Annotated in this window: 31 protein-coding genes; 19 read left to right on the top strand and 12 right to left on the bottom strand. The window is 70.8% G+C overall.

Annotated elements, in window-relative coordinates; genetic code table 11:
- The first annotated feature begins 39 nt into the window (after positions 1-39).
- From nadA to ACSHT8_RS12605, 4 genes are all read left to right on the top strand, one after another.
- Positions 40-1,047 (top strand): quinolinate synthase NadA, encoded by a 1,008-nt coding sequence (gene nadA, locus ACSHT8_RS12620; protein ID WP_436500826.1) that lies wholly within the window; start codon positions 40-42, stop codon positions 1,045-1,047.
- Complete coding sequence (locus tag ACSHT8_RS12615) at positions 1,044-2,672, top strand: L-aspartate oxidase (RefSeq protein ID WP_436500824.1); 1,629 nt, start codon at positions 1,044-1,046, stop codon at positions 2,670-2,672. Before nadA ends, ACSHT8_RS12615 begins: the two co-directional genes overlap by 4 nt.
- Positions 2,669-3,508 carry a carboxylating nicotinate-nucleotide diphosphorylase gene (gene nadC / locus ACSHT8_RS12610; protein WP_436500822.1) on the top strand — a complete coding sequence of 280 codons (840 nt, stop codon included), beginning with the start codon at positions 2,669-2,671 and terminating at the stop codon, positions 3,506-3,508. Before ACSHT8_RS12615 ends, nadC begins: the two co-directional genes overlap by 4 nt.
- A gap of 64 nt (positions 3,509-3,572) precedes the next feature.
- Complete coding sequence (locus ACSHT8_RS12605) at positions 3,573-4,025, top strand: hypothetical protein (protein ID WP_436500821.1); 453 nt, start codon at positions 3,573-3,575, stop codon at positions 4,023-4,025.
- Here ACSHT8_RS12605 and ACSHT8_RS12600 read toward each other — a convergent pair.
- Positions 4,022-4,447: a nuclear transport factor 2 family protein gene (locus ACSHT8_RS12600; protein ID WP_436500819.1), complete on the bottom strand. Its 426-nt coding sequence runs from the start codon at positions 4,445-4,447 to the stop codon at positions 4,022-4,024. The genes ACSHT8_RS12605 and ACSHT8_RS12600 overlap by 4 nt on opposite strands.
- Before the next feature lie 35 nt (positions 4,448-4,482).
- Positions 4,483-5,064, bottom strand: coding sequence for a TetR/AcrR family transcriptional regulator (locus ACSHT8_RS12595; RefSeq protein WP_436500817.1), 582 nt, complete (start codon positions 5,062-5,064; stop codon positions 4,483-4,485).
- Positions 5,065-5,299: 235 nt separating this feature from the next.
- On the opposite strand from ACSHT8_RS12595, the gene ACSHT8_RS12590 reads away from it, so the two are divergent.
- Positions 5,300-6,595: a cytochrome P450 gene (locus tag ACSHT8_RS12590; protein ID WP_436500815.1), complete on the top strand. Its 1,296-nt coding sequence runs from the start codon at positions 5,300-5,302 to the stop codon at positions 6,593-6,595.
- Here the strand turns inward: ACSHT8_RS12590 and ACSHT8_RS12585 are convergent.
- Entirely contained in the window at positions 6,592-7,236 is a 645-nt protein-coding gene (locus tag ACSHT8_RS12585) for a LysE family translocator (protein WP_436500813.1), read from the bottom strand. The two genes, ACSHT8_RS12590 and ACSHT8_RS12585, sit on opposite strands and share 4 nt — an antisense overlap.
- Positions 7,237-7,244: 8 nt before the next feature.
- Positions 7,245-8,021, bottom strand: coding sequence for a carbon-nitrogen hydrolase family protein (locus ACSHT8_RS12580; RefSeq protein ID WP_436502053.1), 777 nt, complete (start codon positions 8,019-8,021; stop codon positions 7,245-7,247).
- Between the two features lie 37 nt (positions 8,022-8,058).
- Here ACSHT8_RS12580 and ACSHT8_RS12575 point away from each other — a divergent pair, with 37 nt between their 5' ends.
- Positions 8,059-9,516, top strand: coding sequence for an ABC transporter substrate-binding protein (locus tag ACSHT8_RS12575; RefSeq protein WP_436500811.1), 1,458 nt, complete (start codon positions 8,059-8,061; stop codon positions 9,514-9,516).
- Entirely contained in the window at positions 9,483-10,685 is a 1,203-nt protein-coding gene (locus ACSHT8_RS12570) for an aminotransferase class V-fold PLP-dependent enzyme (RefSeq protein ID WP_436500809.1), read from the top strand. Before ACSHT8_RS12575 ends, ACSHT8_RS12570 begins: the two co-directional genes overlap by 34 nt.
- A gap of 57 nt (positions 10,686-10,742) precedes the next feature.
- Here ACSHT8_RS12570 and ACSHT8_RS12565 read toward each other — a convergent pair whose 3' ends face one another.
- Positions 10,743-11,156 carry a VOC family protein gene (locus ACSHT8_RS12565; RefSeq protein ID WP_436502052.1) on the bottom strand — a complete coding sequence of 138 codons (414 nt, stop codon included), beginning with the start codon at positions 11,154-11,156 and terminating at the stop codon, positions 10,743-10,745.
- A 10-nt stretch (positions 11,157-11,166) separates the two neighbouring features.
- The gene (locus ACSHT8_RS12560; protein WP_436502051.1) at positions 11,167-11,541 is read right to left on the bottom strand and encodes a helix-turn-helix transcriptional regulator; all 375 of its coding nucleotides are present in this window, start codon (positions 11,539-11,541) and stop codon (positions 11,167-11,169) included.
- A gap of 163 nt (positions 11,542-11,704) precedes the next feature.
- Here ACSHT8_RS12560 and hisD point away from each other — a divergent pair, with 163 nt between their 5' ends.
- Genes hisD through ACSHT8_RS12540 form a run of 4 tightly spaced genes read left to right on the top strand, consistent with a single transcriptional unit; the run spans position 11,705 to position 14,923 of the window.
- Positions 11,705-13,027, top strand: a complete 1,323-nt coding sequence (hisD, locus tag ACSHT8_RS12555) for a histidinol dehydrogenase (RefSeq protein WP_436500807.1) — start codon at positions 11,705-11,707, stop codon at positions 13,025-13,027.
- Complete coding sequence (locus tag ACSHT8_RS12550; protein WP_436500805.1) at positions 13,024-14,121, top strand: histidinol-phosphate transaminase; 1,098 nt, start codon at positions 13,024-13,026, stop codon at positions 14,119-14,121. Before hisD ends, ACSHT8_RS12550 begins: the two co-directional genes overlap by 4 nt.
- Positions 14,121-14,720 (top strand): imidazoleglycerol-phosphate dehydratase HisB, encoded by a 600-nt coding sequence (gene hisB, locus ACSHT8_RS12545; RefSeq protein WP_436500804.1) that lies wholly within the window; start codon positions 14,121-14,123, stop codon positions 14,718-14,720. The genes ACSHT8_RS12550 and hisB overlap by 1 nt, the downstream gene beginning before the upstream one ends.
- Positions 14,721-14,761: 41 nt before the next feature.
- Positions 14,762-14,923, top strand: coding sequence for a hypothetical protein (locus ACSHT8_RS12540; protein WP_436502264.1), 162 nt, complete (start codon positions 14,762-14,764; stop codon positions 14,921-14,923).
- Here the strand turns inward: ACSHT8_RS12540 and soxR are convergent.
- Positions 14,920-15,384 carry a redox-sensitive transcriptional activator SoxR gene (gene soxR, locus ACSHT8_RS12535; protein WP_436500802.1) on the bottom strand — a complete coding sequence of 155 codons (465 nt, stop codon included), beginning with the start codon at positions 15,382-15,384 and terminating at the stop codon, positions 14,920-14,922. The two genes, ACSHT8_RS12540 and soxR, sit on opposite strands and share 4 nt — an antisense overlap.
- A gap of 359 nt (positions 15,385-15,743) precedes the next feature.
- Complete coding sequence (locus ACSHT8_RS12530; RefSeq protein WP_436500800.1) at positions 15,744-16,271, bottom strand: RNA 2'-phosphotransferase; 528 nt, start codon at positions 16,269-16,271, stop codon at positions 15,744-15,746.
- Between the two features lie 85 nt (positions 16,272-16,356).
- Between ACSHT8_RS12530 and ACSHT8_RS12525 the strand changes: the two genes are divergently transcribed.
- Positions 16,357-17,010: a thiamine pyrophosphate-dependent enzyme gene (locus tag ACSHT8_RS12525; protein WP_436500798.1), complete on the top strand. Its 654-nt coding sequence runs from the start codon at positions 16,357-16,359 to the stop codon at positions 17,008-17,010.
- A gap of 5 nt (positions 17,011-17,015) precedes the next feature.
- Complete coding sequence (locus ACSHT8_RS12520; protein WP_436500796.1) at positions 17,016-17,948, top strand: transketolase family protein; 933 nt, start codon at positions 17,016-17,018, stop codon at positions 17,946-17,948.
- Here the strand turns inward: ACSHT8_RS12520 and ACSHT8_RS12515 are convergent.
- Positions 17,945-18,151: a hypothetical protein gene (locus tag ACSHT8_RS12515; protein WP_436500795.1), complete on the bottom strand. Its 207-nt coding sequence runs from the start codon at positions 18,149-18,151 to the stop codon at positions 17,945-17,947. The genes ACSHT8_RS12520 and ACSHT8_RS12515 overlap by 4 nt on opposite strands.
- Positions 18,152-18,275: 124 nt before the next feature.
- Between ACSHT8_RS12515 and hisH the strand changes: the two genes are divergently transcribed.
- Genes hisH through priA form a run of 3 tightly spaced genes read left to right on the top strand, consistent with a single transcriptional unit; the run spans position 18,276 to position 19,850 of the window.
- Positions 18,276-18,911, top strand: coding sequence for an imidazole glycerol phosphate synthase subunit HisH (gene hisH / locus ACSHT8_RS12510; RefSeq protein WP_436500793.1), 636 nt, complete (start codon positions 18,276-18,278; stop codon positions 18,909-18,911).
- Positions 18,908-19,105 carry a DNA translocase FtsK 4TM domain-containing protein gene (locus tag ACSHT8_RS12505; protein ID WP_436500791.1) on the top strand — a complete coding sequence of 66 codons (198 nt, stop codon included), beginning with the start codon at positions 18,908-18,910 and terminating at the stop codon, positions 19,103-19,105. Before hisH ends, ACSHT8_RS12505 begins: the two co-directional genes overlap by 4 nt.
- A 13-nt stretch (positions 19,106-19,118) precedes the next feature.
- Entirely contained in the window at positions 19,119-19,850 is a 732-nt protein-coding gene (gene priA / locus ACSHT8_RS12500; protein ID WP_436500790.1) for a bifunctional 1-(5-phosphoribosyl)-5-((5-phosphoribosylamino)methylideneamino)imidazole-4-carboxamide isomerase/phosphoribosylanthranilate isomerase PriA, read from the top strand.
- Positions 19,851-19,927: 77 nt separating this feature from the next.
- Here priA and ACSHT8_RS12495 read toward each other — a convergent pair whose 3' ends face one another.
- Positions 19,928-20,326 (bottom strand): PPOX class F420-dependent oxidoreductase, encoded by a 399-nt coding sequence (locus ACSHT8_RS12495; RefSeq protein ID WP_436500788.1) that lies wholly within the window; start codon positions 20,324-20,326, stop codon positions 19,928-19,930.
- A 120-nt stretch (positions 20,327-20,446) separates the two neighbouring features.
- Here ACSHT8_RS12495 and ACSHT8_RS12490 point away from each other — a divergent pair, with 120 nt between their 5' ends.
- Positions 20,447-22,081 carry an alkaline phosphatase D family protein gene (locus ACSHT8_RS12490; RefSeq protein ID WP_436500786.1) on the top strand — a complete coding sequence of 545 codons (1,635 nt, stop codon included), beginning with the start codon at positions 20,447-20,449 and terminating at the stop codon, positions 22,079-22,081.
- A gap of 140 nt (positions 22,082-22,221) precedes the next feature.
- Complete coding sequence (locus ACSHT8_RS12485; RefSeq protein ID WP_436500784.1) at positions 22,222-24,168, top strand: S8 family serine peptidase; 1,947 nt, start codon at positions 22,222-22,224, stop codon at positions 24,166-24,168.
- A gap of 3 nt (positions 24,169-24,171) precedes the next feature.
- Here the strand turns inward: ACSHT8_RS12485 and ACSHT8_RS12480 are convergent, their stop codons facing one another.
- Both ACSHT8_RS12480 and ACSHT8_RS12475 read right to left on the bottom strand, forming a co-directional pair.
- Positions 24,172-24,906, bottom strand: coding sequence for an ABC transporter permease (locus ACSHT8_RS12480; protein WP_436500782.1), 735 nt, complete (start codon positions 24,904-24,906; stop codon positions 24,172-24,174).
- Positions 24,903-25,622, bottom strand: a complete 720-nt coding sequence (locus ACSHT8_RS12475; protein WP_436500781.1) for an ABC transporter ATP-binding protein — start codon at positions 25,620-25,622, stop codon at positions 24,903-24,905. The genes ACSHT8_RS12480 and ACSHT8_RS12475 overlap by 4 nt, the downstream gene beginning before the upstream one ends.
- A gap of 102 nt (positions 25,623-25,724) precedes the next feature.
- Between ACSHT8_RS12475 and ACSHT8_RS12470 the strand changes: the two genes are divergently transcribed.
- On the top strand, positions 25,725-26,255 hold the full coding sequence (locus tag ACSHT8_RS12470) for a hypothetical protein (RefSeq protein ID WP_436500780.1): 531 nt from the start codon (positions 25,725-25,727) through the stop codon (positions 26,253-26,255).
- Positions 26,256-26,297: the final 42 nt, after the last annotated feature.

Genomic DNA, 26,297 nt, shown 5'->3' with positions numbered 1-26,297 from the left:
AAACCTCTGGATCGGAAATCGGACAAACGAGGAGGCCCGATGACCGCGGAACTGATCGACCTGACCCCCTACAGCGGGGTGGAGCCGAACAGCGCGTGGCGGGACGAAGTGCGAAGGCTGGCCAAGGAGCGCGACGCGGTGTTGCTCGCGCACAACTACCAGCTCCCCGAGATCCAGGACATCGCCGACCACACGGGCGACTCGCTGGCGCTGAGCCGCATCGCGGCCAAGAGCGACGCGTCGACCATCGTGTTCTGCGGCGTCCACTTCATGGCGGAGACCGCCAAGATCCTGGCCCCCGAGAAGACGGTGCTGATCCCGGACGCGCGGGCGGGCTGCTCGCTGGCCGACTCGATCACCGGGGCGGACCTGCGGGCGTGGAAGGCCGAGCACCCCGGCGCGGTCGTGGTGTCCTACGTGAACACCACCGCCGAGGTGAAGGCCGAGACCGACATCTGCTGCACGTCGTCCAACGCCGTCGACGTGGTGCGGTCCATCCCGGCCGACCGTGAGGTGCTGTTCCTGCCGGACCAGTTCCTCGGCGCGCACGTCAAGCGCGAGACCGGGCGCGAGAACCTGCACATCTGGGCGGGCGAGTGCCACGTGCACGCGGGCATCAACGGCCCCGAGTTGGCCGAGCGCGCGGCGGCGAACCCGGACGCCGACCTGTTCATCCACCCGGAGTGCGGCTGCGCCACCTCGGCGCTCTACCTCGCCGGTGAGGGCATCGTGCCGAGCGAGAAGGTCAAGATCCTCTCGACCGGCGACATGGTGACCATGGCGCGGTCGACCAAGGCCAAGTCGGTGCTGGTCGCCACCGAGGTCGGCATGCTGCACCAGCTGCGCAAGGCCGCCCCCGGCATCGAGTTCAACGCCGTCAACGACCGCGCGTCGTGCAAGTACATGAAGATGATCACCCCGGCCGCGCTGCTGCGGTCGCTGCGCGAAGGCGCCGACGAGGTGCACGTCGACCTGGAGACCGCGGCGCGCGCCCGGGGCGCGGTGCAGCGGATGATCGAGATCGGCCAGCCCGGCGGTGGGGAATGACCGGACCGAGGTGGGAAGCGCGCGCTGACCTGGTCATCGTCGGCACCGGTGTGGCCGGGCTGACGGCCGCGCTGCGGGCGCACGCACTGGGCCTGCGGGTCCTGGTGGTCACCAAGGCCGCGGCCGAGGACGGCAACACGCGCTGGGCGCAGGGCGGCGTCGCCGTCGTCCTGCCCGACCAGCACGACCCGGGCGACTCCGTCGACAAGCACATCGCCGACACCCTCGTCGCGGGCGCGGGCCTGTGCGACGAGGACGCGGTGCGGGAGATCATCGCCGACGGACCGGCCGCCGTCACCCGGCTGCGTGAGCTGGGCGCGGTGTTCGACCCGGGCGCCGACGGCAACCTCGCCCGCACCCGCGAAGGCGGCCACAGCGCCTTCCGCGTCGTGCACGCGGGCGGCGACGCGACCGGCGCCGAGGTCGAGCGGGCACTGATCGCCGCCGCGCGCGACGGGCGGGTGCCGGTGCTGGAGCACCACGTGGCCGTCCAGGCCGTGCGGACCAGCTCGGGCGCGGTCGCCGGGCTGATGGTGCTCGACAGCGCGGGTGTGCCGGGCGTGATCAGCGCGCCCGCCGTCCTGCTGGCCTCCGGCGGGCTCGGCCAGCTCTACCAGGCCACGTCGAACCCCGAGGTCGCCACGGGCGACGGGCTCGCGCTGGCGCTGCGGGCCGGGGCGCCGCTGGCCGACATCGAGTTCGTCCAGTTCCACCCGACCGTGCTCTACACCGGCCAGGGCGCGCGCGGACGCTGCCCGCTGGTCACCGAGGCCGTGCGCGGCGAGGGCGCCGTGCTCATCGACGCGACCGGCGCGTCGGTCATGCAGGGGGTGCACCCGCTGGCCGACCTGGCGCCGCGCGACGTCGTGGCCGCGGCGATCACCCGGAGGATGGCGGAGGGGCGCGGCGGGGTCGACGACCACGTGTTCCTCGACGCCACCCGGCTGGTCGGCATCGACTTCGCCAAGCGCTTCCCGACCGTTCACGCCGCCTGCCTGAGCGCAGGCATCGACCCGGCGGTCAGCCCGATCCCGGTCGCGCCCGCCGCGCACTTCTCCTGCGGCGGCGTGATGGCCACTGTGGACGGTCGCACGGCGGTGCCCGGCCTGTACGCGGCTGGCGAGGTCGCCAGCACCGGCCTGCACGGGGCGAACCGGCTGGCGTCCAACAGCCTGCTGGAGGGCCTGGTCGTCGGCGCCCGCGCGGCCGAGGCGGTCGCGGCGGACCTCGCAGGCGGCAGGCTGGGCGACCCGCGGCTCGCCGTGGTGTCCGACCTCCCGGTCGCGCCGGTCGCCGAGCGCGACTCGCTGCAGCGCGTGATGAGCCGCTACGCCGCGATCGGCCGCGAGGCCGAGGGGCTGGCCGTGGTCGGCTCGGTGCTCGACGTCTCCGCGGTCGACCGGCCGCTGGACACCCGGGCCGCGGTCGAGGACGCCGCGCTGACGCTGGTCGCGCGTTCGCTGATCGCCTCGGCGGCCGCCAGGACCGAGTCGCGCGGCTGCCATGTCCGCACCGACTTCCCGGCCAAGGACGACGCCACCTGGCGCCGGTTCCTGGTCGTGCGGCTGACCCCGTCCGGCCAGCCGGTCCTGACCACGCCGACCGCGCTGCGGGGTGCGGCGTGATCGACCAGGAGGATCTGCGGCGCGTCATCCGCACCGCGCTCGCCGAGGACTTGCGCTACGGCCCGGACGCCACGACGGAGGCCACCGTGCCCGCCGGCGCGGTGGCGGTCGCCGAGCTGACCCCGCGCAAGCCGGGTGTGCTGGCAGGCGTGCCGGTCGCGGAGGCGGTGTTCGCCGCGGTCGTGCCGGACCTGGAGGTGGTCTCCGCCCGCGAGGACGGGGAGAAGGCCGTCGTGGGGGAGCCCGCGCTGGTCGTGCGCGGCAACACCCGCGCGTTGCTGACCGCCGAGCGGACCGCGCTGAACCTGATCTGCCACCTGTCCGGCATCGCCACCGCCACCGCGGCGTGGGTGCGCGAGCTGGAGGGCACGGGCGCGGCGGTGCGCGACTCGCGCAAGACCCTGCCCGGCCTGCGGCTGCTGGAGAAGTACGCGGTGCGGTGCGGCGGCGGGGTCAACCACCGGATGGGCCTCGGCGACGCCATCCTGATCAAGGACAACCACGTCGTCGCGGCGGGCTCGGTGACCAAGGCGATCACCGCTGCCAGGGCGCACGCGCCGGAGCTGTTCCTGGAGGTCGAGGTCGACAGCCTGGCCCAGTTGGAGGAGGCGCTGGCCGAGGGCGTCCCGTTGGTCCTGCTGGACAATTTCAGCGCGGCCGACTGCGCGCGAGCCGTCGAGCGGGCCCGCGGGACGGGCACGAAACTGGAGGCATCCGGCGGTCTCACGCTGGCGGTGGCCCGTGAGTACGCCGCGACCGGCGTGGACTACCTGGCGGTGGGCGGACTGACCCATTCGTCCCCCGCGTTGGACCTTGGGATGGATCTCCATCACTAGCCGATACGAACCGGGTGCCTCCGGCGATTGGTAGGTGTAGTCCGCCGACTGTCCGGGAGTGCACGTGCTTTCCTTGCTGCGCGACGACAGCCAGCTCGCTTTGCGCCCAGGAGTGGTGAAGGCGGCCGCCGCGCTCGCGGTGTTCGAGGCCGGGATGACGCTGATCGCCGCCCCCGTGTTCCCGGGGACGGCGCTGCTGCGCCAGCCGTGGCATCCGATGCTGATGCTGCTGGTCGCCGAGGTCGCCGCGGCGGCCATGCTGATCATCGGGGCCGCTCGGCTGCTCTTCGACCGCGGCCGCACACCGCTCGTGCTCGGCGCGCTGCTGTCGACCGGGATCAGCGCGGTCTACATGGCGTTCGCGGTGTTCGTCATCGCCCCCGACCCGACCGACGCGCCGTTGACGCCGTTCCTGCTTGGCGCCGCGGTGTTCTTCGGAGTGGTCTCGCTGGGCATCCTCGTGCTGGTGCTGCGCTCGGGCGCCGTCTACCGGGTAGACGGCGCCCGACGCGTCTAGCCGCGCTTGGCCGGGGGCCAGTCGGCACCCCAGCCGCCTTGGATCATCGACTGGAAGGCCCAGCCGTCGGCCGTGCGGACCAGCAGGTCCGCGTAGGTCATCCGGTGCGTCTCCTCGCCCATGGTCATCGTCGCCTCGGTGACGACGACGGCCAGGTTCGCGGTGAGGAAGTGCGGCGTGCGCTCGGACTTCATCGCCATGTCCCCGGTGCCGCCGCCGAGCACCTCGGTCATCGCCGCCACGTACTGCTCGCGCGACCACTGCGTCACCGCGGCGTGGCCGCCGTCGACGTCGGTGGCCAGGTTCATCGGGAAGACCGCCAGGTCGGCCATCTCCTCGACCGCGCCCTTCGCGGCCAGTGCGTCATAGGTGGTGAACCAGTCGTTCAGGCTCGCCAGCTCGGACTCCGTCGGGTCGTACACGGACACCCCTCTCGTACGCTGTACCGTACAGTGTACTACAGCTCCGAGCGGGCCCGGAGTTCGACGAGGCCCTGAAGCAGATCCTCGGCCTTGGGGGTGCGGTCCGGGTCGAGCATCCACTGCAGGGCGAACCCGTCGCACACGGCGAGCACGAAGCTGGCCACGGCGCGGCAGCGCGGGTCGGCGGCGGTGGCGTCCCCGCCGAACGCCGGGGCCACGATCGCGGCGATCCGGGAGCGGGTGCGGTCCTGCAGGTCTGCGAGCTGGGCTTTCAGCGCCGGGTCGCGGTCGGCCTGGGCCAGCGCCTCGGCGAAGCTGAGGACGAGCACCCGGTTGTCGGCGAGGCTGCGCAGGACGGCGGCCCAGGTGAGGTGGGCGCGGGCGATCGGCGTGGCCTCCGGCTCGGCGAGGGCGACCTTGGCGAGTTGGTCGGTCCATTCCTCGAAGACGAGCCCGAGCGCCTCGTTGAGCAGGCCCGCCTTGGAGCCGAAGTGGTAGCCGATCGAGGCCAGGTTCGTGGCCGACGCGGCGACCAGGTCGCGGGTGGTGATGTGCGCGTAGCCCTTGTCCTCCAGCAGCTTCCTGGCCGCGGCGAGGAGTTGCTCTCGATGTCCCACCACGCGATCCTAGGCCGCGCCCTGCGGATCATGGCGGGCGCTATTCGCGCCCGCGCGGCCCCTGGCCGCACCGCAGGGACGGCCACGGACAACCAGTACGCGACCGCCCCTGCGGCGCGCCCAGGAACCACGCGGATCACGAATCCCACCCACCATGATCCACAGGGCACGCCCTAGTTGCCGCGCGGATCTATACGGGTGTATGAATCGGGGTGTGGGTCACACTGGAGGTGCCATGAACCCGGCCGTCGCCGTTCAGGAGTCCTTGCCGCCAGGCCCCAGGCTGCCGCGGATCGTCCAGACCGTCCTGTTCATGCGTTCGCGCGACCGCGTCGGCCCGATCTGGCGCCGGAAGTTCGGCGACACCTTCACCGTCCGCCTCGCCGCAGGCCGCACGGTCGTCGTCGTGACCAGGCCGGAGGACATCCGCGAGGTGTTCGCCGGGCCGACCGACGTGTTCCACGCCGGTGAGGGCAACTCGATCCTGGCCCCGGTCATGGGCCGCAACTCGGTGCTGATCCTCGATGAGGACGCCCACCTCCGTGCCCGCAAACGCCTGATGCCCGCCTTCAACGGCGCCGCGCTGCGCGGCTACGGCGCGATGATGACCGAGCTGGCGGAGAAGTCGGCGAAGACGTGGCCGGTCGACCGCCCGTTCGCGGTCCACCCGCTGATGAACGACCTGACCCTCGACATCATCCTGCGCGTCGTGTTCGGCATGACCGACGGCGAACGCCTCCGCGCGCTGCGCCCGCTGATCACCAAGGTCGTCGACATCGGCCCGATCGCCGTGCTCGGCTGGACCTACCCGAAGCTCAACCGCTTCTCCCCGTGGAAGCAGAACGGCGAGAACCTGGCCGCCGCCGACGCCCTGCTGTACGAGGAGATCGCCGAGCGCCGCACCGAGGACCTGTCGGACCGGACCGACGTGCTGTCGCGGCTGCTCGCGGCCGACCCGGACGCCCCGGCGGTCGAGCTGCGCGACCACATGATGACCCTGCTCCTGGCGGGCCACGAGACCACGGCCACCGCGCTGGCCTGGGCGCTGCACGAACTCGCGCGGAACCCGGAAACCCTCCGTGCCGCGCAGAAAGCGGCGGACGAGGGCGACGACGAATACCTCCAGGCGGTCACCAAGGAGGCGATGCGCCTGCGCCCGGTGATCTACAGCGTCGCGCGTCGGCTGACGGAGCCGACGGTCGTGCGGGGCCACCTGCTGCCCAAGGGCGTGGTCGTGTCCCCGTCGATCGGGTTGGTGCAGGCCGACGGCGAGCACTTCGACGGTCCGCAGGAGTTCCGACCGGAGCGATTCATCGGCGCGCAACCGGAGGCGGGCACCTGGATCCCGTTCGGCGGCGGTGTCCGCCGGTGCCTCGGCGCGGGATTCTCGTTGCAGGAGGCCGCTTCGGCGCTGCGGGCGATCCTGGTCCGGTTCGACATCGAACCGGTCGGCCCGCCGGAACCGGCGAAGTCCCGCAACATCACCCTGGTCCCGGCGAAGGGTGCCCGGATCATCGCCCGCAGGCGTTAGACGGCGAGCGGCTTGGCCTTGTCGGTCGCCACGCGCAGCGCGAACCACGTGAGTGCCGCGCCCGTGGCGTAGCGCTGGGCGCGCAGCCACTTCGGCTTGCGGGTGAGGAACGTGCGTACCGAACCCGCGAACAGGACGATCGAGCCGTTGACGGTCAACGCGACCACGATCTGGGTCAAGCCGAGCAGGAAGCTCTGCGTGGCGATCGAGCCGCGCTCCGGGTCGATGAACTGGGGCAGCAGCGACACGTACAGGACCGCGATCTTCGGGTTGAGCAGGCTCGTCACCATGCCCATCGTGAACAGCTTCCGCGGCCGGTCGGCGGGCAGGTCGCGCGGGGTGAACGGCGAGCCGCCACCCGGGCGGACCGCCTGCCACGCCAGCCAGAGCAGGTAGGCCGCGCCCGCGATCTTGAGTGCCAGGTACAGCTCGGGCACGTAGGCGAACACCGTCGACACGCCCGCGGTCGCGGCGGCCAGGTAGATCAGGAAGCCCACGCCGACGCCGGACAGCGAGATCAGGCCCGCCCGGCGGCCCTGGGCGACCGACCGGGACACCAGGTAGATCATGTTGGGGCCGGGGGTCAGCACCATCCCCAACGCGACAAGGCCGATCCCGAGTACAGCGCCCAACGTGACCATGCTTCCCCCTATAGCTTCCGGTTCGCCAGCACCGGGATGACGTGCCTGGTCGTGTCCGCCAGGTCCGGGTCGATGTCGACGACCAGCGTCCCCGGCTCGCCGTCCAGTGTCCCCGCCACCCGGCCCCGCGGGTCGGCGACCAGGCTGTGCCCGATGCCCAGCGGGGCGGTCTCCGTCGTCGGGCCGGGGTCGGCCTGACCGCAGGCGACCACCCACGACGTCGAGTCCAACGCCCGCGCGCGGACCAGCAATTCCCACTGCTCGCGTTTTCCTTCGCCCGCGCCCCAACTCGCGCCGACCAGGATGGCCTTGGCGCCGTCGTCGGCCAGCCGCCGGAACAGTTCGGGGAAGCGGACGTCGTAGCAGGTGGCCACGCCGAGCGTGACGCCGTCGACCTCGAAGACCATCGGCTTGTCGCCGGGCGCGACGGTCTTGGACTCCTTGAAGCCGAACGCGTCGAACAGGTGGATCTTGTCGTAGCCGAAGTGGTGGCCGCGGCCGGTGACCAGCAGCGTGTTGCGGACTCGCCCGTCCTCAGCTGGGGTGAACATCCCGGCGACGATCACCACGCCCGCAGCGTCGGCGATCTCGCGGACCGCGGCGGCCCACGGGCCGTCCAGCGGCTCGGCGACCGGGCCGAGCGGAACCCCGAACCGGCACATGGTGGCCTCGGGGAACAGCACGACCGACGCGCCGTCGGCGGCGGCCACGCCCGCGCGGATCAGGTCGAGGTTCGCGGCCGGGTCGGCGGTGGCCGAGATCTGGCAGAGCGCGAGTCGCACGATGCTCCCTTGGGTCGGCTCGGCCACTACTGTCGAGGCCGTGCAGGTCCTGTCGCGCGCGGTCGCCGTTGCCCTCGTGGGGGCACTGGCGGCGTGCACGGCCGAACCTACCCCGACTGCCTCCGGCGACCGCGAGGGTCGCTCCATGGTGATCGCCACAGCGGTCGCGCCCTCGTCCCTGGACCCGCTCGACGGCTACGCGCCCTATGGCGCGGCGAAGATCTACGACGGCCTGGTCGAGCTACAGCCCGGTGGGACGCTCCGACCGGCCCTCGCCGCCGCGCCGCCCGTTCCGTCCGCCGACGGCCGCTCGTGGACCGTCACCTTGCGCGACGACGTCTTCTTCCACGACAAGGCCCGCTTCGGCCCCGCCGACGTCATCGCGACCTACCAGGCGGTGCTGGCGGGCGCGCTCAAGTCCCGCTTCTCCATGCTCGCCGCCGTGCACCAGCTCGACGTGGCGACGGTCCGGTTCGACCTGTCCACCCCGACGCCCGGGTTCGCGTCGCTGCTGGTCCTCGGGATCAAGCGGGCGGGCAGCGCGCCCATCGGGACCGGCCCGTACCGGGTCGAGGCATGGCAGCCGGGCCGGTCGCTGACGCTGAAGGCCAACCCGGACTACCGCGGCGGCGAACCCGCCATCACGAACGTCACCGTCGAGTTCGTGCCCGACGACGAGATCCGCGCCCAACGCCTCCGCGACGGCAAACTCGACGGCGCCGACCTGCCCGCCCGGCTGGCCGCGTCGTTCGACCGCTCGTCGGCGTTCACGGTGGCCCGGCACGGCGCCGCCGACGTCCGCGTGGTCACCCTGCCGAGCGCGTCCCCGGTGACGGGTGACGCCTCGGTGCGGCTCGCGCTGAACCTGGTCGTCGACCGGAAGGCACTGGTCGATTCGGCGTTGGCTGGCCGTGGCAAGCCGCTGTCGCTGCCCCTGCCCACCGCGCTGGCCGAGTTCATCGAACCCGGTGCGCGCTTCGAACTGGACGTGCCCCGCGCCAAGGCTGTGCTGGACATGGCGGGCTGGCTCCCCGGCCTGGACGGCGTCCGCCGCAAATCGGGGGTGCCCGCCGAGTTCGACGTGGCGTATCCGGTGGCCGATGTCGCCTCCCGCGACCTGGTCGCGGGCTTCGCCGCGGCTGCCGCGCAGATCGGAGTCAAAGTCACCCCGCGCCCAACCCAGCGGGCGGCGCTGACGGGCGCGACCCCGGAGTTGACCGCGGTTGGAGATCCCCTCGACCCGGGTAGGGCACTGTCCTGGCTCGGTGACCGGACGGCCCCCGCGTCGGCGGTGACCGACCCCGCCCAGCGCGCCGTCGCGTTCCGCTCGATCCAGAGGGCCTACCTCGACGAGCCGTCGGCGGTAGTGCTCGCCGAGACCGACCACAGTTACGTGATCCGCCAGAATTGGACCGGCTACCAGCCCGTCGTGGACGCGACGGGGTCAGACCACACGTGGGGGGCATGGTGGAACCTGCAGACCTGGGCACCGCGATGATCGACTTGGACAGGGTCCGCGCCGACACACCGGGAAGCGCGAACGGCGTCTTCCTCGACAGCGCCGGTTCATCGCTGACACCTCGACCAGTGGTTGACGAGGTCATCGCCCACCTGCGGCGGGAAGAGGAAATCGGCGGCTACCGCGCCGCCGCTGAACGCCTTCCGGACTTGGAAGCCGGGTACGAGGTCTTCGCCGAGTTCCTGGGCTGCGACCCGGACGAGGTCGCCTTCACCGACAGCGCGACCCGCTCCTGGCTGGCCGCCTTCGACGCGATCCCCCTGGCCGAGGGCGACCGCCTCCTGGCCACCGAAGCGGAGTACGGCGGCAACGCGATTCCACTGTTGCGCCGGGCCGCCGAGGTCGGCGCCACCGTCGAACCAATCCCGTCGAACGCGGCGGGCGAACTCGACGTTGACGCGCTGCGTGGGATGTTGGATGAGCGGGTCAAGCTGGTCTCGCTGGTGCAGGTCCCCACCAACGGCGGCTTGGTCAACCCTGTCGCCGAGGTCGCGGCCGCCGCCCACGAGGTCGGCGCCCTGGTCCTCCTGGACGCTTGCCAGTCGATCGGCCAACTCCCCGTGTCAGCCTCGGAGATGGGCGTCGACATCATCACTGGAACCGGTCGGAAGTGGCTGCGGGGGCCTCGGGGGACTGGGGTGTTGGTCGTCCGGAAGTCGATCCGGGACCGGTTGCACCCCCGGTTGATCGATCTCCATGGCGCTTTGTGGACGGGGACTTCCGAGATCACCCTGCGTTCCGATGCTCGTGTCTACGAGCTTTGGGAATGCAGTATCGCTGACCGGCTGGGTTTGATCGCGGCTGCTCGGTATGCCCTTGACCTGGGAATCCACGCGATCGAGGCGGCGGTGACGGATCGGGCGGAGCGGCTCCGGGCGGGCTTGGCGGAACTGCCCAGGGTTCAGGTCCGCGACCAGGGCACACAGCAGTGCGGAATCGTCACGTTCACCGTTGAGGGCGTATCGGCGGAAGAAGTCCGCGACAAACTCAGGGCACAGGACATCACGGTGACAGTGAGCGGCCTGACCTCCACCCGATACGACATGACACGGCGGGGTTTCAAGGAACTAGTACGGGCATCGCCGCACTACTTCATAACCCCGGAACAAATCGACGCGGCAGTGGAAGCGATCGCGGGTCTGCGCTAGTCATGGCAATGGAAGGTGAAGCGAGCGATGGAAAAGCGTGGCCGCCGATGAGTGAGCTCACTTGCGGGGCTGGTTGAAGCGGAGCATGTTGCCCGAGGGGTCGCGGAAGGCGCAGTCGCGGACGCCATAAGGCTGGTCGATCGGCTCCTGGATCACCTCTCCACCGCCAGCCCGAATCCGCTCAAAAGTCGCGTCGCAGTCATCGGTGTTGAAGATGACCGCCCGCAGCAGCCCCTTGGCCAGCAACTCCGCCATCGCCTGCTTGTCCGCCGCCGACGCGTTCGGGTCCGCCAGCGGCGGCTCCAGGACGATGTCCACGTCCGGCTGCGACGGCGACCCCACAGTCACCCACCGCATCCCTTCGAACCCGACGTCGTTCCGGACCTCCAACCCCAGGACGTCCCGATAGAACGCCAACGCTTTGTCGTGATCGTCAACCGCGATGAAGCACGTTGAAAGCTTGATGTCCATGCCGCCCACGCTATTGCCCATCCACCAGGTTCGCTTCTTGATTCCTGATCGGTCGCGTGTGGATCTTGGCGATGCAGGCCGGGATCGCCGCCCCGTGGTCGTGGCTCCTGGCCCGGTACGCACTCGGGCTCTCGCCGACCAGCTCAGTGAACCGCGCGCTGAACGACCCCAGCGACGTACAGCCGACCGCGAAACAGACCTCCGTCACCGACAGATCCCCCCGCCTCAGCAGGGCCTTCGCCCGCTCGATCCGGCGGGTCATCAGGTAGCTGTAGGGGGTTTCGCCGAAGGCGGCGCGGAAGCTGCGGGAGAAGTGGCCGGGGGACATGAGGGCGACGCGGGCCAGGACGGGCACGTTCAGGGGCTTGGCGTAGTCGCGGTCCATCGTGTCGCGGGCGCGGCGGAGGCGGGCCAGGTCTTCCAGCGTCGTCACCGGTCCACGATCCCACAGTCACGATCCAGAGGCTGTGACCTGCGGTACCGCGAGGGTGGCCGCCCGGGTGCGACGCTTTAGGCTGGTGGGGTCCCCTCAAGGCTGGAAGGACCCCATGCTGACGCGCACCGACCTGCGTTCCGCTGTCCCGTCACCCGTGGAGCTGCGCACCGCGCTGCCGCGGGCGGAGGTCGACGTGGACGCGGTGGTTCATCAGGTGCGGCCGATCGTCGACGGGGTTCGGGAGCGTGGGGTCGACGCGGTCCTGGAGTTCACCGAGAAGTTCGACCGGGTTCGGCCCGGCAGCGTCCGGGTGTCCGCCGCCGAGTTGGCCAAGGCGCTGGACGAGCTGGACCCGGCCGTCAGGGCCGCCCTTGAGGTCTCGATCGAGCGGGCGCGGCTGGTGCACGCCGAGCAGCGGCGGACGGATGTGACCACGCAGGTCGTGCCGGGCGGCACGGTCACCGAGCGCTGGGTGCCGGTCGCCCGGGTCGGGCTGTACGCGCCGGGTGGGCTGGCGGTCTATCCGTCGAGTGTGGTCATGAACGTGGTCCCGGCGCAGGCCGCGGGGGTCGAGTCGCTGGTCGTGTGCTCGCCGCCGCAGGCCGAGTTCGGGGGGCTGCCGCACCCGACCATCCTGGCCGCGGCCGCGCTGCTCGGGGTCGACGAGGTGTGGGCGGTCGGCGGCGCGCAGGCCGTCGCCCTGCTCGCCTACGGCGGCGCCGACACCGACGGCGCCGAACTGGCCCCGGTCGACATGGTCACCGGGCCGGGCAACATCTACCTGACCGCGGCGAAGCGCCTGCTCCGCGGGCTCATCGGGATCGACTCCGAGGCCGGGCCGACCGAGATCGCCATTCTCGCCGACGCCACCGCCGACCCGGTGCACGTGGCCGCCGACCTGATCAGCCAGGCCGAGCACGACCCTCTCGCCGCCAGCGTCCTGGTCACCGACTCGGTGGAACTCGCCGACGCGGTCGACGCCGAGTTGGAGGCGCGGGTCAAGGCGACCAAGCACACCGAGCGCGTCGCCACCGCGCTGCGGGGCAAACAGTCCGGGTGTGTGCTCGTGTCCTCCGTGGACGACGGGCTGCGCGTGGTCGACGCCTACGCCGCCGAGCACCTGGAGATCCAGACCGCCGACGCGCGTGCCGTCGCCGCCCGGGTCCGCAGCGCCGGGGCGATCTTCGTCGGCGCCTACGCCCCGGTCTCCCTCGGCGACTACTGCGCGGGCTCCAACCACGTCCTGCCCACCGGCGGCTGCGCCCGGCACTCGTCCGGCCTGTCCGTGCAGACGTTCCTGCGCGGCATCCACGTGATCGACTACTCCGAGGACGCCCTGCGCGAGGTCGCCGCGCACGTCGTGGCGCTGTCGCAGGCCGAAGACCTGCCCGCGCACGGCGAGGCCGTCACCGCGCGCTTCCGGGGCGAGTCGTGACGCCGGGGGAGCGGGCCCAGCTCGCCGACCTGCCGCTGCGCGACGACCTGCGGGGCCGCACGCCGTACGGGGCGCCGCAGCTCGACGTGCCCTACCCGCTGAACACGAACGAGAACCCCTACCCGCCGCCGCCCGAACTGGTCGCCGACATCACCGCGGCCGTCCAGGAGATCGCCGGGACGCTGCACCGCTACCCCGACCGCGACGCCGTCGCCCTGCGCACCGACCTGGCCGCCTACCTGGCCGCGTCGACCGGTGTGCCGCTGACGGTGGCCAACCTGTGGGCGGCGAACGGGTCCAACGAGATCCTGCAGCAGATCCTGCAGGCTTTCGGCGGCCCCGGCCGCAGCGCGCTGGGGTTCGAGCCGTCGTACTCGATGCACCCGATCATCGCCGCGGGGACGCGGACCGACTGGGTGCCGACGCCGCGTCGCGCCGACTTCTCGCTCGACATCGACGCCGCCGTGGCCGTGCTGGCCGAGCGGGCGCCGGACGTGGTGTTCGTGACCAGCCCGAACAACCCCACCGGCCAGTCCATCCCGCTGGCCGACCTCCGCGCCCTGGTCGCGGCGACCAGCGGGATCGTCGTCGTCGACGAGGCCTACGCCGAGTTCTCCCCGCAGGAGAGCGCGGTGCACCTGATCGAGGAGTTCCCGACCCAGGTGATCGTCAGCCGCACCATGAGCAAGGCGTTCGCCTTCGCGGGCGGGCGCCTCGGCTACCTGGCCGCCGCCCCCGCCGTGGTCGACGCGCTGTTGCTCGTGCGCCTGCCCTACCACCTGTCGGCCCTCACCCAGGCCGCCGCGCGCGCCGCGCTGCGCCACGCCGACCAGACCCTGGCGTCGGTCCACAAGCTCGCCGCCGAGCGCGACCGCGTCATCGCCGCGCTGGAGGGCCTCGGCGCCGCCGTCGTGCCCAGCGACGCCAACTTCGTCCTCTTCGGACAGTTCGCCGACGCGCACACCGCGTGGAAGTCCTACCTGGACCACGGCGTGCTCATCCGCGACGTCGGCATTCCAGGGCACCTGCGGGTCACCGTGGGCACGCCCGCGGAGAACGACGCTTTCCTGGCCGCCAGTAAGGAGATCATCTAGTGTCCCGTGTCGGCCGCGTCGAGCGGATCACCAAGGAGTCGTCGGTCCTCGTCGAGGTCGACCTCGACGGCTCGGGCAAGGTCGAGGTGTCGACCGGCGTCCCGTTCTACGACCACATGCTCACCGCGTTCGGCTCGCACGCGTCGTTCGACCTGACCGTGCAGGCCACCGGCGACGTCGACATCGACGCCCACCACACCGTCGAGGACGTCGCCATCGTCCTCGGCCAGGCCCTGCGCCAGGCCCTCGGCGACAAGGCGGGCATCCGCCGCTTCGGCGACGCGTGGATCCCGATGGACGAGACCCTGGCGCACGCCGCCGTGGACGTCTCCGGCCGCCCCTACTGCGTCCACACGGGCGAGCCCGACGTCATGGTCGGCTTTGTCGTCGGCGGCAACTACCCGACCGTGCTGAACAGGCACGTCTTCGAGTCGATCGCCTTCCACGCCCAGATCGCCCTGCACCTGCGGGTCATCCACGGACGTGACCCGCACCACATCACCGAGGCCGAATACAAGGCCTTCGCCAGGGCGCTAAGGGCCGCGACCGAGTCCGACCCCAGAGTTGGCGGAATCCCTTCGACCAAGGGCGTCCTCTGAGTAGGGTCTGTCCGGATTCGCAGGCGCTGGAGGAGTAGGTCGTGAAGGATCTCGTCGTCGTCGGGTTGATCGCGTTGACCGGCATGCTCGTCGGTGGGGTCTACACCACCTGGAAGACCGCCAAGGGCATGGCCGTGGTGCTCCTCGTGCTCGCCTTGCTGGCGGGCGGCGGCGCCGTGGCCTGGTACGTGTCGAACCGCTAGGGGGTGCCGCCCTCGCTGGCGGCTTTCAGCCGGGGCGCCCCCGGCCCGAGAGTGGACATCCGGTCGTCACTGTTGACCAGTCCACACGACTTCAGCGACAGACACCCACACCCGATGCACGACGTCAGGTTGTCCCGCAGCCGCTCCAGCGAGTCGATCCGCGCGTCGATCTCCGACCGCCACGTCTTGGACAGCCGGGCCCAGTCGACCTTGGTCGGCGTGCGCTTGTCGGGTAAGAGATCCAGGGCGTCATGAATCTCCTCCAGCGAGAGCCCGACACGCTGCGCGGTGCGGATGAAGGCGAGCCTGCGGAGCACCGCCCTCGCGTATCTGCGCTGGTTGCCTGCCGTCCGCTCGGAGTGGATCAACCCGCGCTCCTCGTAGAAGCGCAACGCCGTATGCGGAACCCCGCTGCGATCGGCGACCTCGCCGATGGACAGCGTCTCAGCCAGTTTGGACACCCGACCAAGCCTACCGGCGACCCTCCAGGTAGGTCGAAGTCATCGGCCGGTGAAGGGGTTGAGGATCCGAACGCCGCGCCGTGGAAGGACGCACTCGTGTCGAGCAGGACCTCAATCCTCCTCACTCAGGTCCATCGCCCGGGCGCGCTCGGCTTGCCGCTTGATCTCCAATTGGTCGATGTCGGGCGCTGAGCGGAGGAAGCTGGTGAAGTCGTCGTCACCTCCACCACGCAGCCTGCACTCGGGGATGTCGATGACGACGCCACCTCCCTGCCGGGGTGAATTCGACGGGCCCGATCAACTCGCTGAATCGCCGCTTGGCTCTCTGTAACTGTCAGTGGCTCTGAATTTCGACCCGGTCACCCGGTGAGATAGCCCGGTGGGACGTGGTCGGTGAGCCACACGCCGTTCGCGCTGATGTAGAACTCGTGGCCCTCCGCCGCCATCCTGGCCGCCTGGATCACCAGGATGACCGGCTTCCCGCGGCGAGCGCCGACGGCCACCGCGGTGTCGCGAGTCGCGGACAGGTGGACGTGGTGGCGGTTCATCGGGCGCAGGCCCTCCGCCTTGATCGACTCCAGGGCCGCCGCGACCGTGCCGTGGTACAGGACCACAGGTGGCGGTACCGGGACCAAGCCCAGGTCCACCGGCACGCTGTGCCCCTGGCTCGCCCGGATCCGCGATCCCGACGCGTCGAAGGCGAAGCGTTTCTTGTTGTTGTTCTCGACCACTTCGTCCAGGTCCGCGCGGGTCACGCCGAGGGCGCGGAGGAGGTCGGCGACGGGGACCCAGCCCGCGGGGTCGAGGGTGAGGCCGAGTCGCGCGGGGTCGTGGCGCAGGGCCTTGGACATCCGCTTCGACAGGCGGATCAGCTGTTGTTCTTCCATGACGGTGCGAATTGCAGCACAACGGCCGACGTCCCCGCCACGGACTTCTTGACCTCCACCGAACTGGAGATTGCAGGCTGGGCCCATGACACAAGCACTGGCCCCGCTGTTCGCCAGGATGACCGGCGACGAGAAGCACGAGTGGGCCGCCGCCTCCACGCTCGACGTCCTCTGGGTGCTCTACGACCGCGTCCTGCGCATCGACTCCCTCGACGATCCCGACCGCGACCGGTTCCTGCTGTCCAAAGGCCATGGGCCCATGGCGTTCTACGCCGTCCTCGCCGCCAAGGGCTACCTCGATCCCTCCACTTTGGACACCTGGGCGCGGTTCGACTCGGTGCTCGGCCAGCACCCCGACCGCACGCTCGTCCCAGGCGCCGAGATCGGGTCCGGGTCGCTCGGCCACGGGCTGCCGATCGCGGTCGGTCAGGCCATCGGGCTGCGCAAGTCGCCCGCGCGGGTGTTCGTGCTGGTCGGTGACGGCGAACTGGACGAGGGCAGCAACCACGAGGCCATCGCCATCGCCGCGCGGTTCGGGCTCGACAACCTGACCGCCGTCGTCGTCGACAACCACAACTCGAACCACGGCTGGCCCGGCGGCATCGAGTCCCGCTTCACCGTCGAGGGCTGGGCGGGCCTCACCGTCGACGGCCGCGACCACGTGGCCCTGCACGCCGCGCTCACCCAAGACCACCCCGGCAGGCCGCTCGTCGTCGTCGCCGACATCCAGAAGGACTGAATTGAATGAAGAACACGATGACCACTCCGCCGATCAACCCAGACACCCGCGTCATGCGAGAAGCCTTCGCCGCGAGCATGACCGAGGCGCTGGACCAGGACCCGCGAGTCGCGCTCGTCCTCGCCGCCATCTCCGTCGACCTCTTCGCCAAGCCGCTGAAGGAGCATCCCGACCGCGTGGTCGACGTCGGGATCCGTGAACAGGCCATGGTCGGCGTCGCGGGCGGGCTCGCGCTGACCGGGTTCCGGCCCGTCGTGCACACCTACGCCCCGTTCCTCGTCGAACGGGCCTATGAGCAGATCAAACTCGACCTCGGCCACCAAGGCGTCGGCGCGGTCCTCGTCAGCATCGGAGCGTCCTACGACAACCCGGTCATGGGCCGCACCCACCAGGCGCCCGCCGACGTCGCGCTGATCGACAGCCTGCCCGGCTGGACCATCCACGTCCCCGGCCACCCCGACGAGGTCGCCCCGCTCCTGACCGGCGCATTGGCCGGCGAAGGGCTCGTCTACCTGCGGCTCTCCCTGCGCTCGAACACCGAGGCCCACCCGGTGACCGGCGAGTTCGTCGCGCTGCGCCACGGCAGCCTCGGCGTGGTCCTGGCCGTCGGGCCCACGCTGGACGCGGTGCTGGCCGCGACCGAGGGCGTCGACGTCACCGTGCTCTACACCCCGACCGTGCGCCCGTTCGACCACGTCGGCCTGCGCGCCGCGGTGGCGTCGTCGGCGCCGAACGTGCTGGTCGTGGAGCCCTACCTCGCGGGAACGTCGGCGCACGAGATCGCGGCCGCGCTCGCGGACACGACGCACCGGCAGCGGTCGGTGGGAGTTCGCCGGGACATGGAGGTCCGGGCCTACGGGACCCCGGCGCAGCACGACGAGGTCCATGGCCTCGACGCCGCGGGGATCGCGCGGACGCTGCGGGAGTTCCTGGGCTAGACGTGCGCGGGCCGTCGCACGGGCTCGACTTCGGCGCGCGGCTCGGGAATGTCGGGCTTGGGTTCGGGGGTCAGCAGCGCGGCGGCCAGCAGCGCCCACACCAGGGCGGGCACGACAGGCCACAACACCGATTCCGCCATCGCCAAGTAAGCGTTCACCACTGCCGCGACGAGCAGGATGGTCGCCAAGGTCCATCGCAACATGACAGGCCTCCTGCGGCGCGGCCCCCTGACCCCGCCGTGGCCGGTACTTACCCCCACGCGAGACGCCTTACACTCGATCGAGGTCACGGTTAGGCAACGGGCGGTGGACGACTAGTCTGACCTGGTGGCACGAGTCGTCGTACTGGATTACGGATCAGGCAACCTGCGCTCCGCGGAGCGCGCGCTGCGCCGCGTCGGCGCCGAGGTCGAGGTGACCGGCGACTTCCACGCCGCCATCGACTGCGACGCCCTGGTGGTGCCGGGGGTCGGCGCCTACGCGGCCTGCATGGAGGGCCTGCGCGCGGTGCGCGGCGAGCGGATCATCGGGCGCAGGCTCGCCGGTGGCCGCCCCGTCCTGGGCATCTGCGTCGGCATGCAGATCCTCTTCGAGCGTGGTATTGAGCACGGCGTCGAGACCGAGGGCTGCAACCAGTGGCCCGGCACGGTCGACCGGCTCGAAGCCGACATCGTCCCGCACATGGGCTGGAACACCGTGCGCGCGCCGGAGAAGTCGGTGCTGTTCAACGGCCTCGGCCCGGACACCCGCTTCTACTTCGTGCACTCCTACGCCGCGCGCACCTGGGAGCTGCACCCGGAGCCGCCGATGATCCCGCCGCTGGTCACGTGGGCCGACCACGGCGGCGAGTTCGTCGCCGCCGCCGAGAACGGCCCCCTCTCGGCCACCCAGTTCCACCCGGAGAAATCCGGCGACGCGGGCGCGCAGCTGCTGGAGAACTGGCTCAAGGACGTGACTGGGTGACCGCCCCGAAGAAGAAGCCCGCCCGCAAACGCCGCACCACGACCACCACCCTCGGCGGCGTCGTCGGCGCGGCCATCGCGGGCGCGCTCGTCGGCATCCTCGGGAGTCTGCCCTGGTGGGCGTGGGTGCTGCTGCTGGCGGTCGGGCTCGGTGTGGGTTACCTCATCCACCGCAGGTCAGCCAAGCCCGCGTAGATAGGGTGCTCCGGTGAGCTTCTACTTGCTTCCCGCCATTGACGTCGTCCACGGCCAGGCCGTCCGCCTCGTGCAGGGTGAGGCCGGGTCCGAGACCGGATACGGCTCCCCACTGGACGCCGCCCTGGCATGGCAGGACGGCGGCGCCGACTGGGTCCACCTGGTCGACCTCGACGCCGCCTTCGGCCGGGGCAGCAACCGCGACCTGCTCGCCGAGATCGTCGGCACCCTCGACGTCCAGGTCGAGCTGTCCGGCGGCATCCGCGACGACGAGTCCCTGGACAACGCCCTGGCCACCGGCGCCGCCCGCATCGGCCTGGGCACCGCGGCCCTGGAGAACCCCGAGTGGTGCGCCAAGGTCATCGCCGAACACGGCGACAAGATCGCCGTGGGCCTGGACGTCCGCGTCAAGGACGGCGTCTACCGGGTCTCCAGCCGCGGCTGGACCACCGACGGCGGCGAACTCTGGGCCGCCCTGGACCGCCTCAACGGCGACGGCTGCGCCCGCTACGTCGTGACCGACGTGAGCAAGGACGGCACCCTTGAGGGCCCGAACACGGGCCTGCTGCGCGAGGTCTGCGCCCGCACCGACGCCCCCGTCATCGCCTCCGGCGGCGTGTCCAGTGTGGACGACCTGACCGCCCTGGCGGAGATCGACGGAGTCGAGGGCGCCATCATCGGCAAGGCCCTCTACAACGGCAACTTCACCCTGCCCGAGGCCCTCGCGGCGGTCCGCCGCCCGTAAACCAGCAAATAGGGCCGCCGTAAAAACCACCGCCGAATGTGCACCCCGCACCCGATGGTGCGGGGTCTCAATCCGCACTAGCCCTGCGCGGGCCCACCCACAGTGATCTCAATACCGACAGTCCCCGTGGCCCCCCGACGCACCTTGCTCCCATACACAGTCACCCAAGCCACAAACCCGTACTTCCGCAGAATCATCTTCCGAACCCGCGCAGTCCCCGCGGCATCCATGAACCGCGCCGTCCCCATCACAGTCTCCCCAGACTGATTCCCCCGAATATCGCAAGCGGCCAGCAGCACATCCGAGTTCCGCCGCAGCCGCTTGGCCTTCCACGAGTCCCGCACAGTCCAGGCAAGCAGCACGCTCCCATCCCGGACCACCCACACCGGCGACCCCACAGGCGTGCCGTCCTTCCGGAACGTCGTCAGCAGCAGATACTTGCCCTCGCCCAGGCGAGTCAGCGCGTCGGTCGGCATGTCCGCGAGCCTAGGACACTCCCCGCATCCAACCCGCAACACCGGGGCGGCCCGAATTTGAAGAAAGTTCACTCAAACAGTGGGTGTGACACTTACCTTCAAGGTGTACCACTAGATCTCGTGAAGAATCCCGGATTAGACCGCCGCGCCTTCCTGCGCAGCTCCGCCGTCGCCGGTGGTGCGCTGCTCATCCCCGCCGCTCTGGCCACCGCCGCCAGCGCGGCCGCCGTGCCGCAGTTCGCGCACGGTGTCGCCTCGGGTGATTCGCTGCCCGACAACGTCCTGCTCTGGACCCGCGTCACGCCGACACCGGAGTCGGTCCCCGGGTCCGGTGCCGGTCCCGACGTCGAGGTCCGCTGGGAGGTCGCGACCGACGCCGCCTTCGCCAACGTCGTGCAGTCCGGCGCCGTCACGACCGGGCCCGCGCGCGACCACACGGTGAAGGTCGAGGCCGGGGGCCTGGCCGCCGCCACGACCTACTACTACCGATTCCTGCTCGACGGCGTCGCGTCGGGGACCGGCCGCACCCGGACCGCCCCGGCCGCGAACGCCGACGTCAGCAAGCTGCGCCTCGGCCTGGTGTCGTGCTCCAACTGGCAGGCGGGCTACTTCGCCGCCTACCGCCACCTGGCCGCCCGCACCGACCTCGACGGCATCCTGCACGTCGGCGACTACCTGTACGAGTACCAGGTCGGCGGCTTCGGCGCGCGCGGCGTGACGATCCGCCCGCACGAGCCCGCGCACGAGATGCTGTCGCTCGCCGACTACCGGCGGCGGCACGCCCAGTACAAGACCGACCCGGACCTGCAGTCGCTGCACGCCAAGCAGCCGTGGTTCATCACCTGGGACGACCACGAGTACGCCAACGACACCTGGCAGGACGGCGCGCAGAACCACCAGCCCGCGGAGGGCGACTGGGGTGCGCGCAAGGCCGCGGCCCGCCAGGCGTACTTCGAGTGGATGCCGGTCCGGCAGGGGGAGAGCGGCCGGATCTACCGCCGCTTCCGCTGGGGCAAGCTGGCCGAGCTGTCCCTGCTCGACCTGCGCAGCTACCGCTCCAAGCAGACCACCCCGTCCTCGGGCGACCCCAACGACCCGAACCGCACGCTGACCGGCGACGCGCAGATGGAGTGGCTGAAGTCCGGCCTGTCCGGCACCGACGCGACCTGGAAGCTCGTCGGCAACTCGGTGATGATCACGCCGATCTCGCTGGGCGGGGTCACCGCGCTGTTCGCCGAGGCGCTCGGCGAGTTGCTCGGCCTGCCCATCGGCAGTGTCGCGGCCAACTCCGACGCGTGGGACGGCTACACCGCCGACCGCTACGAGCTGCTCGGCCACCTGAAGGACAACCGGGTCAAGAACACCGTGTTCCTGACCGGCGACATCCACACCTCGTGGGGCGCCGACATCCCGCTCGACCGGTCGAGCTACTGGTGGAACGGCAACAGCGTGGCCACCGAGTTCGTCACGCCGTCGGTCACCAGCGACAACATCGACGACCTGCTCAACATCCCGGCCCGCACCGGGTCCGTCGCCGCCGAGGTCGCGCTGTACGCGAAGAACTGGCACGTCAAGTACACCGAGCTGGACTCGCACGGCTACTCGGTGGTCGACGTGAACCCGCAGCGCGTGCAGACCGACTGGTACTTCCTCGACGACCGTCTCAGCGCGAACTCGGGCGTCAAGTACGCCAAGTCGCTGGCGACCGCGTCGGGGACGCAGAAGATCAAGCAGGTCTACAGCCCGATCGCGTAGAGACCCGAGTGGGCGCCCGACTGGTGATTTCCCGGTTGGGCGCTCACTCGCTCGGAGGCTGGCCCGCCCGTGCGCGGTCACTAGCGTGAGGATGTCCGACTTCCCTCCGGGTCGGAACCCCCTGCCACAGGAGGCTCCTCATGCTGCCCAAAACACGACGGTTCGCTCTGTTCGCCGGGTCGGTGCTCGCGGTCGCGTTAGCCACCGCGGGTGCCGTTCCCGCCGCCGGTTCGCCACAGTCCTCTTCGGACTCACCGCTGTACGTCAAGCTGGCCGGGCGCACGTTCGACCCGCTGGCCTCGGCCACGCGCGCCGCGCCGAGCGGCCAGTCCGGCTATCTCGTGCAGTTCCGCGGCCCCGTCACCGACGACCAGCGCGCCGCCCTGCGCCGCATCGGCGTCCGGCTCGGCGCCTACATCCCTGATTTCGCTTACGTGGTCCGCACCGCTGACCCAGACCGCCTCGGCAAGCTCGACTTCGTGCGCTGGGTGGGCGACTACAGCGCCGCCGACAAGGTCGACGCCGCGCAGACGCTCGCCGCGGGACGCGCGCGGTACCTGATCACGGTCGTGGACGAGGACGTCAGCGAGCAGAGCGCGGTCGCCCGCAAGGTGGCGCGGATCGGCGGCACGCTCGACGGGATCTCCGAGAGCAAGCGGCACGTCATGGCCACGCTCACGCCCGCCCAGGTCGCCCAGCTCGCCGCGCTGCCGGACGTGCTGTCGGTCGGCGCGGTGTCCGAGCCGGAGACCGACATGGACATGGCGCGCGAGGCGAGCGGCGCCAACTTCATCGAGTCCGCGGGCGGCTACAAGGGAACCGGCGTGCGCGGCGAGGTCATGGACGGCGGCGTCCGGGCCACGCACCAGGAGTTCCGCGCGCGGCCGCTGATCATGCACGGGTCGAACTCGACGAGCACGAGCCACGGCACGTCGACCACCGGCCAGATCTTCGCCTCCGGTGTCAGCCCGACGCGGCGCGGCATGCTGCCCGACGCGCAGGGCATCTTCGCCACCTACAACAAGCCCGACCGCTACGCCCACACCAAGGAACTGGTGAACCCGACCGGCCCGTACCGCGCGGTGTTCCAGTCGAACAGCTGGGGCGACTCGCTCACCACGAGCTACAACTCGATCTCGGCGGCGTTCGACGACATCATCTTCGACCACGACATTCTGATCTGCCAGTCGCAGAGCAACGCGGGCACGCGGCAGTCCCGGCCGCAGGCGTGGGCGAAGAACGTGCTGTCCGTGGGCGGCCAGTACCACTACAACACGTTGTCGCGCACCGACGACAAGTGGAACGGCGGCGCCAGTATCGGCCCCGCCGCGGACGGCCGGATCAAGCCGGACGTGTCGAACTACTACGACCAGATCAACACCACGTCCAGCACCAGCGACACCTCCTACACCGCCTCGTTCGGCGGCACGAGCGGCGCCACGCCGATCACCTGCGGCAACGCGGGTCTGCTGTTCCAGATGTGGGCAGACGGCGTCCTCGACGGCGGCCCCGGCAAGAATCGCGACGTGTTCGCCTCCCGCCCCCACGCGGCCACGGCCAAGGCGCTGCTGATCAACACCGCGTCGCAGTACCCGTTCACCGGGACCAACTCGGACATGACCCGCACCCACCAGGGCTGGGGCTCGGCGAACGTCCGCACCCTCTACGACGCGGCGAAGGCGGGCGGCTGGAAGCTGCCGATCCTGGTCAACGAGACCGACCTGCTCACCACCGGCCAGACCAAGCGCTACACGATCACGACCAACGGCACCAAGCCGCTGCTCGCGACCCTGGTCTACGCCGACCCGATGGGCTCGCCATCGTCCTCGGTGGCCACCGTCAACGACCTGACGCTGAAGGTGACCTCGCCGACCGGCGTCGTCTACTACGGCAACAACGGCCTCAACTCAGGCGTCTGGTCAACCTCGGGCGGCTCGGCGAACCGGGTCGACACCGTGGAGAACGTCTTCGTGCAGAACCCCGGCTCGGGCACGTGGACGGTCGACGTGGTGGCCACGGCCGTCAACCAGGACGGCCACGTGGAGACGTCCGCGACTGACGCCGACTTCGCGCTGGTCGTGCGGTAGGGCCTAGGGGGTGCGGCGGCGCAGTGTCGCCGCACCCAGGCCCAGCGCGACCAGGACGCAGGCGGCCACGACCACCAGGTCCCGGGCGAGCGTGCCGGTGAACTCCGCCGACCGGGTCACCTGGGTGAGCGCCTCGACCGCGTAGGACAACGGCATCACGTCCGACAGCCAGTTCAGCAGCCAGCCCATCTCGCCGCGGGGCTGGAGTAGGCCGCACAGGAGGAACTGGGGCAGCACGAACAGCGGCATGAACTGGATCGCCTGGAACTCGCTGGTGGCGAACGCGCTCACCAGGAGGCCCAAAGCCATGCCGAGCAGTGCGTCGAGTACGGCGATCAGCAGCAGTGTCCACACCGAACCGATGACGTCGAGGCCAAGCCACAGAAGGGAAACCGCCGTCGCGATGCCGACCTGGAGCACCGCGATCGTGCCGAAGGCGATGGCGTAGCCCAGGATCAGGTCGAGCTTGGCGATCGGCATCGTCATCAGGCGTTCAAGCGTCGCCGTCGTGCGTTCGCGCAGGGTGGTGACCGACGCGATCAGGAACATGATCACGAATGGGAACACGCCGAGCAGGGCGGGTGCAATCCGGCTGAACAGCAGTTCGTTGTTGAACACGAAGCGCAGCAACGTCATCAGCAGCGACGGGACGATCAGCAGCATCGCGATGGTGCGCGGGTCGTGCCGGAGCTGCGTCAGGATGCGCTTCGCGGTGGCGAGTGTGATGGAGAGGTTCATGCCGCCGCCTCCGTCCGCACGAGGTGCAGGAACGCCTGTTCCAGGTCGTCCTTCTCGGTCCGCGCGCGCAGCCCGCCCGGGGTGTCGTCGGCGAGGATGATTCCCTCGCGCATCAGCAGCAGCCGGTCGCAGCGGGCGGCCTCGTCCATGACGTGGCTCGACACCAGCAGCGTCGTGCCCGCCTTGGCGATGCGGTGGAACAGCGCCCACAGGTCGTCGCGCAGGACCGGGTCGAGGCCGACGGTCGGCTCGTCGAGGACGAGCAGCTCGGGGGAGCCCAGCAGGGCCACCGCGAGGCTCGCCCGGCCGCGCTGGCCGCCGGACAGGCTGCCGACGAGTTGGTCGGCCTGCGGCTGGAGGTCGACCTCGGCGATCACCCTGGCCACGTCGGACGCGGGCGCCCCGAGTACCGAGGCGAAGTAGCGCAGCGCCTCGGTCACGGTCAGGTCGGCGTAGATCGCCGGGTTCTGCGTGGAGTAGCCGATGCGGTGGCGAAGGCTGGGGTCGCCCGCGGGCAACCCCAGCACGTCGACCTGTCCGCTCTCGACGATCTGAACGCCCACGATGGCGCGCATCAACGTGGTCTTGCCGCACCCGCTCGGCCCGAGTAGCCCGGTCACCGATCCCCGCGGCACCTCGAACCCGATGTCGCGAAGCACCGGACGGCCGCCGCGCGCCACGCGCAGGTCCCGGACCAGCACCGCAGAATTAGTCATGCGTTTAATTCTGCGCGCGCCGGAGTTCGCCCGTCAAGGGGTACGCAATGCCGCTTTCGGGTCGTACCGTGATCACGCCCGAGCGTCCTAACCGGAGGTCAGATGCCCGCCGCGTCAGTCATGTCGTCGCTGTTGGAGACTGTCGCAACCGAACGCCACCGGTTGCGCGGCGAGGACGTCACCTCGCGGTTCCTCGGCACCATCAGCGAAGGCATCGCCGTGTGGGAGACCGCCGTCGCCGGGTTCGACGCAGGCGGCGAGGCCGGGCAGGCGCTCGCCGTGGTCACCGACGCGTTCGTCCTCTCCGAAGACACCGCCACCGCGGCCCGCGTCGCCGAGGACGTCGTGCGCATGGGCGTGGCCAAGCCGCTCGACGTGCTCGTGGTCGGATTGGTCCAGGTGCACCGCGAACTGGTGAAGGACAACCGGAGGCCGGTCGCCATGGTCCGCAAGGCCGCCGCCATGGAACGCCGCGCCACCAGCCGCTGGCGCGGCGCCGAGGGACGCCGCGGGCAACTGGTCGACCGCGACCTGCAGTTGGAGGAGGCCCGCCTCGCCGCGCGCGAGGTGGTCGCCGACGCGCGCCGGGTCGCCGACCTGCTGGTCCGGTGGCGGTCCCAGCCGGTGCCCTGACCGGCGAGGATGCGCGACCCGTCCCCGGGCTGCCACTCTGGT

This window comes from Actinokineospora sp. HUAS TT18 (assembly GCF_051364635.1).
GTDB lineage: Bacteria > Actinomycetota > Actinomycetes > Mycobacteriales > Pseudonocardiaceae > Actinokineospora.
This window is presented reverse-complemented; position numbering and strand designations above follow the sequence as displayed.